The sequence below is a fragment of the Streptomyces sp. NPDC032126 genome (genome assembly GCF_055580085.1).
In genome coordinates, this window is the sequence record NZ_JBVIMA010000019.1 from 19350 (window position 1) to 33309 (window position 13960).

Annotated in this window: 11 protein-coding genes; 1 reads left to right on the plus strand and 10 read right to left on the minus strand. The window is 70.2% G+C overall.

The features are described from left to right. The first annotated feature begins 9 nt into the window (after positions 1-9). The gene (locus tag ACZ5NW_RS37215) at positions 10-2391 is read left to right on the plus strand and encodes a helix-turn-helix domain-containing protein (RefSeq protein WP_468748483.1); all 2382 of its coding nucleotides are present in this window, start codon (positions 10-12) and stop codon (positions 2389-2391) included. Between the two features lie 647 nt (positions 2392-3038). Here ACZ5NW_RS37215 and ACZ5NW_RS37220 read toward each other — a convergent pair. The 10 genes from ACZ5NW_RS37220 to ACZ5NW_RS37265 form a co-directional block, all read right to left on the minus strand. Further along, positions 3039-3662, minus strand: a complete 624-nt coding sequence (locus tag ACZ5NW_RS37220) for a hypothetical protein (protein ID WP_468748484.1) — start codon at positions 3660-3662, stop codon at positions 3039-3041. A gap of 87 nt (positions 3663-3749) precedes the next feature. Next, positions 3750-5285 carry a ParB/RepB/Spo0J family partition protein gene (locus ACZ5NW_RS37225; RefSeq protein WP_468748485.1) on the minus strand — a complete coding sequence of 512 codons (1536 nt, stop codon included), beginning with the start codon at positions 5283-5285 and terminating at the stop codon, positions 3750-3752. A gap of 94 nt (positions 5286-5379) precedes the next feature. Beyond that, positions 5380-5667: a hypothetical protein gene (locus tag ACZ5NW_RS37230; protein ID WP_468748486.1), complete on the minus strand. Its 288-nt coding sequence runs from the start codon at positions 5665-5667 to the stop codon at positions 5380-5382. Positions 5668-5728: 61 nt separating this feature from the next. Then, complete coding sequence (locus ACZ5NW_RS37235; RefSeq protein ID WP_468748493.1) at positions 5729-5926, minus strand: DUF6573 family protein; 198 nt, start codon at positions 5924-5926, stop codon at positions 5729-5731. 48 nt (positions 5927-5974) lie between these two features. Next, positions 5975-6847 (minus strand): hypothetical protein, encoded by an 873-nt coding sequence (locus ACZ5NW_RS37240; RefSeq protein ID WP_468748487.1) that lies wholly within the window; start codon positions 6845-6847, stop codon positions 5975-5977. A gap of 80 nt (positions 6848-6927) precedes the next feature. Continuing rightward, the gene (locus tag ACZ5NW_RS37245; RefSeq protein ID WP_468748488.1) at positions 6928-7185 is read right to left on the minus strand and encodes a hypothetical protein; all 258 of its coding nucleotides are present in this window, start codon (positions 7183-7185) and stop codon (positions 6928-6930) included. Between the two features lie 93 nt (positions 7186-7278). Continuing rightward, complete coding sequence (locus ACZ5NW_RS37250; RefSeq protein WP_468748489.1) at positions 7279-11217, minus strand: DUF3560 domain-containing protein; 3939 nt, start codon at positions 11215-11217, stop codon at positions 7279-7281. Between the two features lie 252 nt (positions 11218-11469). After that, positions 11470-12105: a hypothetical protein gene (locus ACZ5NW_RS37255; RefSeq protein WP_468748490.1), complete on the minus strand. Its 636-nt coding sequence runs from the start codon at positions 12103-12105 to the stop codon at positions 11470-11472. 119 nt (positions 12106-12224) lie between these two features. Beyond that, a complete protein-coding gene (locus ACZ5NW_RS37260) occupies positions 12225-12365 on the minus strand; it encodes a hypothetical protein (protein WP_468748491.1) in 141 nt (46 codons plus the stop codon). A gap of 214 nt (positions 12366-12579) precedes the next feature. Then, positions 12580-13149 carry a hypothetical protein gene (locus ACZ5NW_RS37265; RefSeq protein WP_468748492.1) on the minus strand — a complete coding sequence of 190 codons (570 nt, stop codon included), beginning with the start codon at positions 13147-13149 and terminating at the stop codon, positions 12580-12582. Between the last annotated feature and the right edge of the window lie 811 nt (positions 13150-13960).

Below are 13960 nucleotides of genomic sequence, written 5' to 3' on the forward strand. Positions count from 1 at the left end.
GGCATCTGCATGTCCCGAGGGCAGCGCGGACGTCCGCAGCGTGAGCTCGACACGTCCATTCCGGCCCTGGCGGAACTCGCGCAGTCACTGCGCGAGTTCCGTCGTTCCGCCGGACTCACGCTCGACAAACTCTCCGCTACCGTGAACTGGAGCCCCGCCTCGCTCAGCATGGCAACCACAGGGCGGGATCTGCCCCGCTGGGAACTGGTGCAGGCGTGGGTCCTCGCATGCGACCCGGAGGCCAACCTCGCGCTGTGGCAGAGCCGCTACGCCAAGGCCGCGCTCGCCGTTCAGGTAGCGCACCACGGCAGGGACGGTGGGGACGGCGGGGAGACGTCCGTCGTCGGGCAGGCAGGCGAGACCCTGACCGCGCCTTCCGCGGCCGCCGAACAGAACGTCTCCGTGCCGCTGCAGGGGCCGAGCGCCGGGCTGGAGTCGGTGGCGCCGTCCGGCGCCCTGTCGGCGGCACCGTATCCCGGCAGTGGCACCTCGCCGGGCGCCGCAGCACTGGATCTGTCAGCGACCCCGGTCTGGCACGGTGCGCTGGAGCAGGCTGCTTGGCGCTCCCTGACACCGCAATCGCACGTGCGGGGGCTCGCGGCGCATCCGGCGCCGATCCCCGTGCGCTACAGCACTGTTCCGGCCGACTTCATGGACCAGGAGGAAGCCGTTCTGGACCTGCACGGGCGATACACGGACATCGCAGAGATCTTCGCTTTGGTCCCGGCAGGCCGCCTCCTCATCCTCGGCGAGTCCGCCAGCGGCAAGACCCAGCTGGCCCGCCGTCTGGGGGAGCACCTGCTCACCTTGAGCAAGGACCTGCTGTCAGCCGCCCTGCCCGTCCGGCTCTCCCTCAGTACCTGGCGGCCCGAGCGGCAGAGTCTGCAGCAGTGGATGGCGACCGAGCTGAACGCGCTCGTCGCCGAGGCACATGGCAAAATGCGGAGGAAGGCTGTCTTCCATGGCGAACTCGTCAACGTCCTGCTCGGCAAGCGCCAGCTCCTGCCCATCCTCGACGACTTCGGCAAGCTCTCCCTCGCCGAGCGCGGCCATGCATTGGATGCCCTCAACCACCTCCCGACCACTGCACGATTCGTGGTGGTCAGCGGCTATACCGAGTACACGGCCGCCGTGGAGCAGACCGACACGGTCATCACCGCCAGCGCCGGCATCCGGCTGGAGCCCTTAAGCCTCGACGACCTGGACGGCTGGCTGCAGCGTAGCTCCCGCGCCGAGTCCCGCGCCCGCGCCAAGGCCAAGGACTGGACTGCTGTGATCACTGTCCTGCGCGCCCAACCAGAGGCACCCGCCACCCGAGTCCTCTCCTCCCCGTTGCTCGCGGGGGCGGCCCGCATGCTGTACACCGACGGGCGGGCTGACCCGCGCGAACTGATCGCTGACGGCGTGAGCGCAGAGGACTTGGAATACCGGCTGGCCGGCTACCTTGTCGAGCAGGCTACGACGACCCGGGAACTCCTCAGTCCGCCGGACTCCCCCCGACCCGAGCGGCGCCGCCCGACCCGCGCGTCAACCCTGCACTTCGCACTGGAACGTGTCGCCACAAGCGAGTCCATCAGGGGCAGAGGAGTCCGCGTTCTTTCGGACCTGTACCGCCCGCGCCCTCGTGGCATTGTGTCCGCCGTCCTGCAAAGCGCCGTCCTCGCCCTGTGCGCCTACCTGTATCTGGAATCCATCACGGCAGGGCCTGACTACACCACGTATGACTATGCGTATCAGGACGAGAGCACCACTTCAGCGAGCGGTACTGCGATCGCTGGCTCGCTCAGCGCTTTCCTGCTGAGCTACGCCTACCTGCGCAAGGAATCGGTCCTGAGAGCGGTCCGGGCAGATCTGCGGGATCTGGCTTCCCCCGTACGAGCCGTCCTGGCGGCAGTCCCGGGAATCGTCTGCCTGGGCTTGAACCTGACCGCGATCACCGAACAGTCCTACGAAGTCGACGACCATCTGATGGCTCTTCCCTTCAGCTGCCTGGTGGCCGTGGGACCGCTGCCCGCCCTCTGGAAGACCACGACGCCGAACCGCTCGGTCGCAGACGCCGTCCTGCTATTCCTGACGGTGTATGCAGCGCCCTTGGCTGACTCTTTGGCCCTCGTGCTCATCGGGCTCCACTTCGCGTTCCTGACGACTACGACCGGCCAGTGGCTGTCTGTCTCGATCTCCCGTCCTGTGCTTCTGCGGCACCTCAGCCCCCTACGCCTGCCCACCGCCCTCGCACGCGCAGCCGAGGTGGGTCTGCTTGAACACACGTCCCAGGGCTACAGCCTGAGTCATGGCGCCGTCGCCCGGTACTACCGCAGCGCTCCCCGGCCATCCCGGCCGAGCCCACCACCGCGCACGGACACGGGCCACCTCCGGCGCCGAACCGAGTAAACCCGACTGCGCTTTACGGCCCCGGGGCCCCTCGACTCAAGATCAGGAGCTGAAGCGGCTCCGACGTAGTACACGACGGTCTGCTCGGCGAAGCGGGGAAGCGCGCCGCGGTGCACAGGAACTGGCTGACGGGCTTGGCCGCGAGGTCGACGTTGATCCGGGCGAGATCGTGCACGTCGTGCTCGAAGACGACCGTGCCGGTGCCGAGCCCGTACATGAGGATGGTGAGGGTGCGCGCGTTCTTGGTCTAGTTCGTCCGGCCGTTGGGGCGGTGACGGGTGAACTCTTCGACTACGGCGTCTCTTTCGGATCACCCGATGTCGGTGCTTTATGGTTCGTTTGAAGGTGCTTATCGTTGCCACGTGCCGAACTGACGGTGAGTCAGCTTCCGGACTCGAACCTGCCGGGCCGAGCCTGTCGGGGCTGGTGGGCGACGGCGGGGCCAGGGCGGCCTCAAGCTGGCTGTGGAGCTCGCGGGTGCGCAGGGTCAGCCGGTAGCCGCCGGGCAGGTCGGCGCGGGTGCGGTCCCGGCCGCGTAGCTGGTGTTCTCCGTTGGTGTCGGAGATGGCGTAGGCCGGTGAGGGGGCTCGAACTCGTACATGGTGCAGGCTTCCACAGGCGGCAGTCGGCGCGGAGTTTCGGGGCGGTCAGCGGGTGATGCGGGCCCTGACGCGGTCGGCCTGGACGTGGACGGCATCGGCGTGTGCGGCGGCGCGGACCTTGTCGGCCCACTCGGCGGCGCGCTGGGCCAGTTGGGCGAGGCGCACGAAGTAGGCGTCCTGGTGCTGGTGGGCGCGGTCCATCAGGGCCGCGTGCTCGGCGGTCAGCTCTTGGGCGGTGTACGCGGCGATCGCCTCGGTGCCGTGGCGGCGGGTGACGCGTCCGAAGGGGCAGGCGCCTTCTTCCTGTTCGATGACGGCGAGGTCGGCGGCGGGCCAGCCGGTGGCCTTGTCGCGCGGGCCGAGCTGGATGTCGAGTACACACACCGCATCCGGATCGTGCAGGCCGTCAGCCTGGTAGCGGATGTGCGGCCGGGGCACGGGGCCGGTGGGGCGTTCGGTGTGGGCGCGCCACAGTTCGGGGGAGGGGTCCTCCTCGTCCTGGTGGAGGCGGTGAAGGTAGGAGAGAAGGGCGGGCAGCTGCCAGGCGGGGGTGCCGAACGGCGCGGCCGGCATGGCGAGCCCGGTCCGGGCGATCAGGCCTGTGTGGTTGCTTAACGCGGCCTGGGCGACGAACAAAGAGGCGTTGAGGCGGAGTTCGGAGCGGAGCATGGCGAAGCCTTCCGGGCAGGCGGCGCGCAGAATGGGGTGGGAGGGGGTGCCCGGGCCGGACCGGTCAGGTCCGGCCCGGGCAGCAGGTCAGGACGCGTCCTCGGTGTCCTCGGTGTCCTCGTCGGTCTGGCGGTCGGCGTCGGCCGTATCGGGCCCGCCCTCGTGGTAGGGCTCATCGTCGACGATGGCCTGTTCGACGCTGGAGAGCGGGTAGCCGATCTCGGCGAGGAAGGTCAGCCACCTGCGGGCGTCCTCCCGGATCTCCCGCAGCTCGTAGACGGCGGAACGGGCGGTGCTGTCGGTACGCCAGGTCCGCACCTCGCCCATCCGCTTCTCGAACGTCGCGGCCAGCACCGCGAAGTTCAGCTGGGTGAGCTTGGCCGGAGTCGCCGACTTGGCGCGCTCGGCGGGGGCGTCGTAGCCGGTCAGCTCCTTGACCAAGTCCCGGCGGCCCACGTCGCCCACCCACTGAGCTACCGGCTTGGGGCAGGCAAGAAGCTGCTCGGTGACGAACGCGGCGAGCGGTTTCGGAGCGGTCTTGCGGCCGATCAGGTCCTTCAGCCACCCCTGCCGGGCCTTCTCGGCGGCGCGGTAGGCCTTGTTGCCCGCCTTGACGTACTCGCGGGACGGCTCCGACGTCTTGGCCTCACTCGCCGCCTGCGGCTGCTCCTCGGCCTGGTCGCCGTCCGTCTCGGGGGTGTCCTCCTGCGGCGGGTAGTGGCCGAAGCGGTACGGGTCGGTGCAGAAGTAGTCCACCTCGCCGGGCTCGCGGGGGTTCTCGGCCCAGGTCGCCACGTGGCCGGGGCACTCGGCGTGCGTCTCGGCGGTCATGGGCTCGCTGTCCGGGCCGTCGAGCTCGCTGAGCGGCTCGGCGGTCTGCGGAAGCGTGTCGCTGTCCTCGGCCAGCCGCACCCCGGCGGCCTGAAGCTGCGGGCGGACCCCCTCACGGGCGCGCTGCTCTTCGCGGTCGTCGCGCTCCCACTGCACCTGGAACTCGAAGCGGCCCTTGGCGTAGGCGTCCAGTAGCCGGTCGACGGCGGCGGGGTCGTCGTCGAACTCGCCCAGCACACCGAGGACTTCCAGGTCGAGGTCATAGGTACCGGCTTCGGCGAGTGCCGCACGGGTCCGCTCGCCGACCGACTTGGCGGTCTTCACCGCCTGGGACACCTCCTTGCGGGAGCGGCCGGTGAGCTCGGCGACCCTCGCCTGCTTCATACCAGCGCCGACCGCGCCGAACAGGGCGTCGGCCTGCTCCAGCTCGGTCAGGCCCCGGCGGTAGTCGTCGTCGTTCTCGATGAGCTGGTCGATGAAGTCCTCGCCCGCCTCGCGCAGAGAGGGGTCGAGGACGTACGCGGGGACCTCGATCGCTTCCTGTTCTTCCTCGGTCTCCTTGGTGGCCCGGGCGGCGAAGTAGCGTCGGTGGCCCATCTTCAGCTCGTAGGTGTCCTCGTCGAGCGGAAGGACCACGACGGGGACCTTCACGCCGTTGGCCGCGACGGACCCCAGGAACTTCTCGTCCAGGTTGAGGTCCCGGCGGACGTTGTTCTCGTTGACGCGGATCTGACCGAGACGCAGGGTGACCCGCTGCATCGGTGCGGCTGTTGTTGTTGCGGTGTCGCTCACGGATTGCTCCTCGTGCGATCGGGTTGGTGTCGAGCAAGTTGCCGCTTGCTCTCAAGAATTAATTATACTCTCTTCCCGGGGGGGGTGAGGGCCTTTACTCCTGGTCGGCGGCGGTGCGGTGCTGGCGGATCGCTTCCGCGAGGGCCTCGGCGATCGCTTCGATTCCCTCGGACGTGTGCACCTTGCGGAACGCGGCGAGTTCGCCGGTCGGGTCGAGGTTTGCCCACAGGCAAAGTTCGCCGTGGTCGTCGACGTGGAGCGTGTACGCGTCGGCGTCGGGGGCGTCCAGGCGGCCGTAGGTCTCCCAGGGCCCGGAGTCGGCCTTCCAGTCGCCGCCGAGGATCTCGGCGACGCGTGCGGCCATGCTTGCGGGGGTGGTCATGGGTGAGGATCCCTTCGCGTCCGGGGCCCGGGGGCGGTGCGCCCCGGGGCTGGCGGGGTGATCAGTCCTCGTGGGGCTCCATGATGGTGATCACGGGTTCGCCCCGGTCTCCGGGGCCGATCGTGCAGACGAGCTGGACCGGGCGGGCCTGCTGGGTACGACCGTCGCGCGGAACTCGCCGCAGGTCGACGGTGACCCGACCGCCGCCCCCGCCGCTGCGCCTGATCGCGTGGCGGGTCATGGTCAGCACGTCCCGCAGGCGGCCGCGCTCGTCCTGCGGCGTCTGCCGCTCGCTGTCGCCCTCGTTTCAGGCCACGCAGCCCTCCCATACGGCGCTGGTGAGGGCGACCAATACGCGGAAGCCGGCCTCCCGGGCCAATTCGGCGTCGGCGGCCACCAGGACGCCGTCCGCCAGGGCCTGAGCGCGGGTGTAGGCGTGGATGATCTCGCCCGGCTCGGCCAGGGGGACGGACCGCATGGCGCCGTCGCTGACGTCGGGGTCGTCGGTCACGGCGGCGTCGTGCAGAACCGAGTCGATGCGTGACAGCACGTCATCCTCGCGTGCCGCGCGCCAGGGTGCGGTCTGCTGCTGAGGGGAGCTGGGGCCGGTGGGGGAATCGGCGGCGGTCTGCTCGGCCATCATGGCGTGCACCGCGAGCATCACTGCCAGGCCGTTCACCCTCTGCGTGTCCCCGGCGGCCTGGGCCTCGGCGCGCTCCGGCTCGGACTCGTCCCGGATCCGCTCGTGGCTGTAGCCCCGTGCGAGCTTGACGCGCACGGTCTTGCCCACGAGATCGACTGCCAGGGCGGGCAGGTGGCCGGGCAGGCTGTCGTGCTCCTCGGCTGTCCGCCTGCGGTGCGTGACGGTGCGGGCTGTGCGATGGCCCCCGGCCGGGCTGGGCTCCCCGGCATGGTCGGCCGGTACGGCGCCCGCCTCGGACGTGGCGGGCGCCTCGGCGGTGAGGGTGTAGAACTCGTTCGAGTGGACCTGGACGGTCCACTTCTGCCCGGGGCTGTCCTCGGTGAGCCGGGCGCGCGGCTTGGCCTCCCATGCCTCGAATGCGCGCGCCGGGTCGACGGGCACCATGTTGCCGGTCGCGGAGTCGTAGGCGCGGCAGGATCGGGCCGCTGCGCGCATCTGTGCAACGCGGTTGGTCCAATTGCGGCGGATCGTGGTCATCGTGTGTCCTCCTGGGGGAGTTGGCGACGGAAGCAAGTTGCCGCTCATTTCTAAAATCAATAATACGCCCCCCGTGGGTGTTAGTCCTCCTGGAAGACACAGCCACCGTTGACCGTGATCCGGACCGGGATGGTTCCATCCGGGCTGATCAGGTCGCCGGGTACCTCGACGGTGTCCAGATGGACGGACACCACCAGGCCTTCACCGCAGCTCCAGTAGGCGTAGACCTGGGTCCCGCCGGTCTCCAGGCACGGCAACGTGCCCCGCTGCTTCCGGTGCTGGTGCAGAAACCGCGCGCGTCGGTTCAGGGTGGTCGCTCGGCGCTTGCTCAGTCGCATAGCTGTGCTTCCTCTGAGGAATCCTGGGAGGCGGCCGGTGCGGTGGGCGCCCGGCCATGGGGTGTTCAGGCTGTGGGGGCGGCGTGGTAACGGTCAGGCCGGCCGCGACGGCGGCAATGAACCCGGTGTCGGGGCGGGCTCCGGGGTGATGTCGCGCGGGTCGGCAGGGATCGGCTCACCTGCCAGGGCGGCCCGCATCTGCTCGGCCGACATGCGCCCGCTCACCTCGTGGTAGGGGAGCGTGTACGTGCTGCCCTTGTGCCGGGTCTCAGCCGTTGCCGCGCGGGTGACCACGCGGCAGTCGCCGACGGCGCCGACGGCGCCGCCATCGAACGCGGCGTGGATGTGCGGCACGGTCACCGTCTTGGCGTTGACCCGGGTCACCTCGTACCAGGACCCACGCCACTGCACGAAATCGCCCTTCACGAAGTCGGCCCGTCCCCACACCTTGTAGCCGCGCCGCTCCGCCTCCTTGATCGTTTCCGCCCAGTACGTCAGTTCTTCGTCGTACTCGGCCAGACGGCGCGTCAGCTCCTTTCGGCGCCCCTCGGACGGCTCGCGTCGCCACACATCAGCCGTGCGGCCCTTGTCGTCAACGCCGTCGCGCTCCCGCAGAACGCCGCGCCGCTCCGCCTCCAGCTTCTCGATACGGCGCAGTGTGCGCCCCGGGTTCTTCCGATACCGCTCGTAAGCCTCCGCCGCCTGGGCGCGGTTGGCCCAGTAACCGGCCCGCTCGCCCTCAGCGATGCTCTTGCGCATGGCGTTGTGCATGCGCTCCTGGTCCCTGCGGGCGCGCCCTTCCGAATGGTGGCCTACCAAGATCGGCTGACCCATCCAGAACCGTTCGCCGATCCGGTCCGAGGCATCCCGCGCAGCCTGCGACGATGCTGCCGCACGTCCGGACCGGTGCGCGTACCGCTGCGCCCGGTCCTCGGCCGCGTCAACGCGGGCGGCCTCCCGCTCGGCGAACGACATGGCTTCTTCGATCACCACAGCGCATGACAGGCCGAGTGCGCGCACCGCGTCCGCAGCCCGGTTGATCTTCCACCGGTCGGCGCCCTTGTAGCGGCTGCCACGGATGAAGATCCCCGGGGTACGCCGGTAGGTCCAGCCCAGCGGACGTAACGCTTCCCACACCCCGTCACCCTTGGCGGAGCCCTCAACGGTGGTGCCGTCTTCGTGGGTGTGCCGGATGACGATGTCCGCCGCTTCGGCCTCCTCCTCCGCCTCCGCGACGTCCCCGGGCAGGGTGAGCGCGCGCAGTGCCACCGGAGTGTGCCCCATGACCCGGTCGGCGCACTCGGCGCAGCGCGGAACACAGCCGGGCACGTCCCACAGCAGCACCCCGAACCCGCCACACATGTTTGCTGCCGCGCAGTCACCGCGCCCGGCAGGCTTCGCCCAGTCGATCGGCATAACCGCCACAGCCGCCGCGACGGGGGCCGGGGTGTCGACGCCCGGCACCGTGCCGCCCTCTGCATCCCACACGTCCGCCCCAGACGGGTCGGACACCACGTCAGCCGCCCGCGCGGACACTTCGTCACGGGGTGCCGGCGGGGGGAACTCTCCGCCATCATCCCGCGCGAGCGCTCCGCCCTCGCCCTCCCACCCGTCCAGGTCGACCGCGTCCGCGTGCGTGTCCGGCCGCGACTCCTCGGCCAGAGCACCCGGCGCCTTGCACTGCTGAGCAACCGTGGCGTTCACCGCCTGGAGCGTCGCCACGGTGTCCAGCCGGACCCCGTCCCCCCATGCACCCGACGCGGTCACGTCGTACAGACCGGCCGACCACACCGCGCGCACTTCCCCCGGAACCTTGCCCGCGGCCCGCCCCCCGGCGCGCACGGTCACCGTGGCGCCCTGGCGCTGCATTGCGACAGTCCACCCGTTCGCCGTCGCCGTCTCGGCGAACGCCACGGCAGCCATAGGCAGCCACACACCCGGCGCCGCCTCCGTCTCCGCCACGACCGGCGCACCCGCGTAACCGTCCTGCCAGTCCTCCAACTGAGCCGCCGTCGGAGCCTTACCCTCCGCCGGGATCTTCGGCGCCTTCCACGGCTGAACCAGGGCCTTGACCGACGCGGACGCCTGCCCCTTCTCAATCCCGCTCGTACGCCCGTGCGTCTTCTTCGACGGGAGGTCACGCCCGATCAGCGCGCGCCCCTCGTCACGGGCCGACACGGCGTCCGCGAGGAGATCCACGAACGCGCGACGCTCCGCCATGCCCGGTGCGTGTTCCATGTCCGGCGACACCTCAGCGCACGCCGGAAGCTCGAACATCGCCGCCGCCCCGCCATCGGCCGAGGCCCACGCCCCACGACCCGCCGGAACGTCACCGGCTGCCGCACTGGCCAGGAACTTGCGACCGGCCGCCGCACGCTCCCCGGCCTCCCTGGCCTCCGACTCCAGCGCGGACAGCTCACGCTCACGCCACCGCACCACATCCCGCGCACCCTGGCGCCGCTTGTCTGCGGCCCACGACACCTCACGCGCACGCGCGGACCACGCCCCCGCCGTCTCCTCTGCAACCCACACATCCGGGCCCAGCACACCCGCCGACCGGCGTACTTCCTGGTGAAGGTCGTACGCATCCCGCCGCCACGCCGCGCACGTCTCTGCGTGCTCCTCCGCCACTGTCAGCCGCTCACGCGCCACGGTCAGGGCGCGGCGCGCACGCTCTGTCAGCCACGCCCGCGACACCCGCACCGTGCCCTCATACGGGCCACGGAACGCTACCGGGAACACCCCACCCCCATTGCCGTGGCAGATCACCCGCAGCACCTCAACCGCGCCCCCGTCGGTCTCCCACCCGTCCACCCCGCCGGGGTCCGACACGACGTCGACCAACACCGCCAGGCTCTTCTTGACCTCGTTCTCCTCCGCCGGAACGTCCGGTGTCACGCCGCTACCGGCCGGAGCGCCCCCGGCCGGAACCTCGGCCGTTTCGGCAGGCCCCTGCCACCCCGGGCGGGTGATACGCAGCAGGAACGCCGATGCCTGGGGCCGCACCCGCCCAGCAACCGCGCGCGGTTCCGGCGCACGCTCCGCGCACTCCTGAGCCGACGGCATGTCAAGTCCGAACCAGCGCACGACGGCGAGACCGTCACGCGCTGCCCAACGGGCCGTGTCGACGTCGCCCCGCCCGTACGCGGACTCTGCCCCCTCCGCGCACTCTTCGGCCTCACGGACTGCACCCCGGGCGCTGTCGTACTGCTCGTCCGTCAGCCCGTCCCAATCGATGTGCTGAGCGAAAGTACGGACCATGTCCAGGGCAGCGCGCGCCATGCCGACCGATACGGCTGTCTGCGCGTTCTCCTCCGCCTTCTGCGCCGCCCTCTCCGCCTGGATCCCGTACACGCGCGCCGTCTCGGCCGTCGCGCGCAGCACCGCCGCAGGACGCTCCGCGATCACGTACGCGATAGCGGCCCCCGTGACCTCACCCCACGTCCCGCGCACGTCCCCCGTCGGAAGGGTCACGGAGTGTCCGCCGCCCGACTTGAAATGGAAGCGGAACGGGAACCGCTCACCGCACACGGACAGTTCCGACAGCAGGTCGGAGCGCCGGAACTCCCCCTCGTAACGGTCGCCCAGCGACCGCGCTTCCATCGCTTCCGGCCACTCCTCCGCCGCCCTACGCGCGCGCTCGACTTCCGCCACGGACGGCGCCTTACTGGCACGCTTCCGGGGGGCCGAAGTCTCCGCCGCGGTCTCGGCCGGACCGGGCGCCGGAGCGTCCGCCCGGTCCGGCGCGGTCGTCTGTGAGCGGGCGGTGGGCGCCTCGGCGGTCACCAGGTCCGCGACGGCGCGCCATGCGATGCCCTGGGCGGCCGTCTGGCCGTAGCGGGTGAGGGCGGCGCCGTCCCAGCGGTGCCCCTGGGCGGTGAGTCGCCACACGCAGCGTAGGACGGTTTCCCCGGCCTCCTGGCGGGCGGTGAGCAGCAGCGCGCAGTGTCCGGGCTGCGTCTGGACGGCGGCCGTCCATCCAGCCTCCTCGGCCTGGGCCGTAAGGCGGGCCAGATTGCGGGGCAGGGCCATCCCTCGGGCGTCCGCCGTGTGGGACTGCTCGGCGGGCGGGGCGGTGGGCGCCGGCACTTCGGCAGGGGGCGGGGCCGGCGCCTGGGCGGGGGCGCTCGTGCTGCTAGCGGGGCGCGTGGTCGCGGTCATGTCGGGTCACTCCTGGGCGGGTTGGTGCCGGGTGAGTTGCCGCTCACACCGGGAGGCAGGGCAGGGGGAGGCAGGGGCGTCCCCGCCGGGGCCGGTCGCCCGACCGGCCCCGGCGGGTGGTGCTCAGTTGCGGCGGTTCGGGGGCCGGTTGTCCCGGGGCGCGGTGTGGCTGGCGCTCGCGCCGTGCGTCGGGGCCTGGTCTGGGCGGGGCACCCGCTCGGCCTGCCGGTACTCCACGCCCGGTTCCGGGGCCACCGGCTCGCCGGTCTCCGGGATGACGGTGTACGCCTCCCGGATCTCCTGTGCGGTGAGCGGCCGAAGCCAGAAGTTCCGGACCTTCCAGCCGCGCACGAACTCCGACCCGTCGGGGCCGAAGGTGCGCACGGCCAGTCCACCGGTGCCGCACCCGACCATGCCTGCCGCGATCACTGCGCAGACACGCATGGATGCGGCCTCGTTGATGACCAGGGCGTCACCGATGACGGTGAGTTCCTGGCCTTCGGTGAGGTCACCGTGCGGCGTGCTGGCGCTGGCCACCATGTGGTGCGTCCCGTCGCCGAGAACGGCGTTCAGAAGGGACAGGTACGCGTCGGTGGCGCGGTCGAGCAACGCGTGCGCCGTGTCGGCGGCGGTCTGCGTCGCCTCGTCCTCGCTGACGGGGCCGGGCGTCCACCGCATCGCGTCAATGCCGAGATCCTCGTCCGGGTCGACGTTCTGCCCTTCAAGGCTCTGCCGTACGTGGTCCTGGTACTCGCTCATCGTTCCCCTGCCTTGGGTGGTTGAGTTGGCGGCGGGTGAGTTGCCGCTCATCCGCAGAATCAATAATACACTCTTGAGGGGTGATCGTCACCCCTCAATCACCGCACGGACCCAGTGAGTTACGACGACTCCACCGCCGTCACGCTCGTACGGAAGAACGGGCTGCGGCTGAGGCTGAAAGTCACGCGCTTCGTCTCGCCGGTACTCTCGCACCTGCCGTAGATCTCGACGCCGGTCAACTCGCCTTCAGCGTAAGCCACTTGCAATACCGTGCCTTCCCAGACCTCGGGCCACGGAGCGGGCCGGTTCGCGGTCCTCGGACGGGCGTAGGCGGCCAGACTCCGGGTCGGGTTGCGCTCGACGCGTACCCACTGCCCCCGGCTGATCGGTCCTGCGGCGGTCATTACTGTCCCTCTCTGGTGGCTGTGGCTCCGGCAGGGTGGGGCGACCGGCGGCCGCCCCACCCTGGGCGCGTCACTGCTTCCGAGCCGCCCGCTGCTCCTCGGCGGCCGTCAACAGCTCGTTGACCCCGTGGCGGACGTGGTCGGCCCGTACGCGCGCAGCCACCTCGTCGGCGGGCGGCAGTCCGAACCCCCCGTCAAGGGCCAGTACTTCGTACGCCTCGCGCCACCCGCGCACCTGGCACTCGACAGCCGCGCGGGAAGCGCACGCGATTGTCAGACCCCCGACAGTGACGGACAGTGCGCCGATTCCGTCGGGACTCACTGCCGCGCTGCGGGCCCGGATCCTGGCGCGTCGGGGTGCGTCGTCCAGGAGCACGAACGAATTGATGGTCAATTCGGGTTCGCGCAATTCTCCCGCGTCGACCTGCTCGGGAAAGATCCTGTCGAGCATCGCGGCGGCCTCGCACCAGCCTTCCCACCAAACGCGCGCGCCGGTGGGATGCCGGAATTCGATGATGGCCGTGGGGATCTTCAGAAGGGGGACGAGCGTCAGACCGATAGATGCGTCGGTCTCGTGCTCCCCCGCAATGTGGATCGTGAGTCGGCTTACCGCGTCAACGGTTTCCGCTTCCGTGTTCAAGGGGGCTCCTCGTGTTGGTGATTGAGACTGAGTCAGGTTGCCGCCTGACAGTGAAATCAATAATACACTCTTCAGGCGAGGGAGACACCCGAAACGCCGAACCTGGCGACATCCCTTGCGCCTTCTCTTGCGGCTAACTCCTGCGACATCTCTTGCGACATCTCTTGCGCGAGCCTCTCCGGGAGGAGCAGCGTATCCGCAGGTCAACCAACGTTCCATCGCATGGTCGGGGATCTGACATCCCCTCTGCTGCCACTTTTCCCGCGCCGGTTGAAGGATGAGTGAGGAAGGGGGCGGGGGCGTGGTCGGGCGGCTGCCTCGGGGATCAGGGGCGGCCTGTGGGTTGGCTGCGCGTCGGCTCCGCCGCCGTGCAGGGCTGGAGCCCGAACGTTTGGGGCGTGGAGAGCTGCTGGCGGGGCCCTAGCGGCGGGGCCGTCCACGCTCGGCGTGGACTGTGGGCGTGGGTTGTAGGGAACGTTGTCGCGGGCGTATTCTTGGCTCTATCGGGAATGGCGCATAGGCGCAATTGAGGAACGGTCATTTTCAGAATGTCAGCCCGAGGGTTCCGGGAATTACCCGGAATCAAGCTGAATGCTGAACGATTATCAGCTTCCCGGTAAGCCTGCCAATCCGGCCCAGCCCCGACCGCCCAGCCGCGCTTCTCCAGGAATTCGCGGAGCGAATTCCTGTGCTGAATTGCGGAGCAATTCATGTACCGTCACGGAGTGACGGTACATCAACTCCATTGCGGAGCAATGGAGTTGCCGCCGCGTAGCGGCGGCGCGTCGTGTCTGCGGAGCAGACCGCGCGC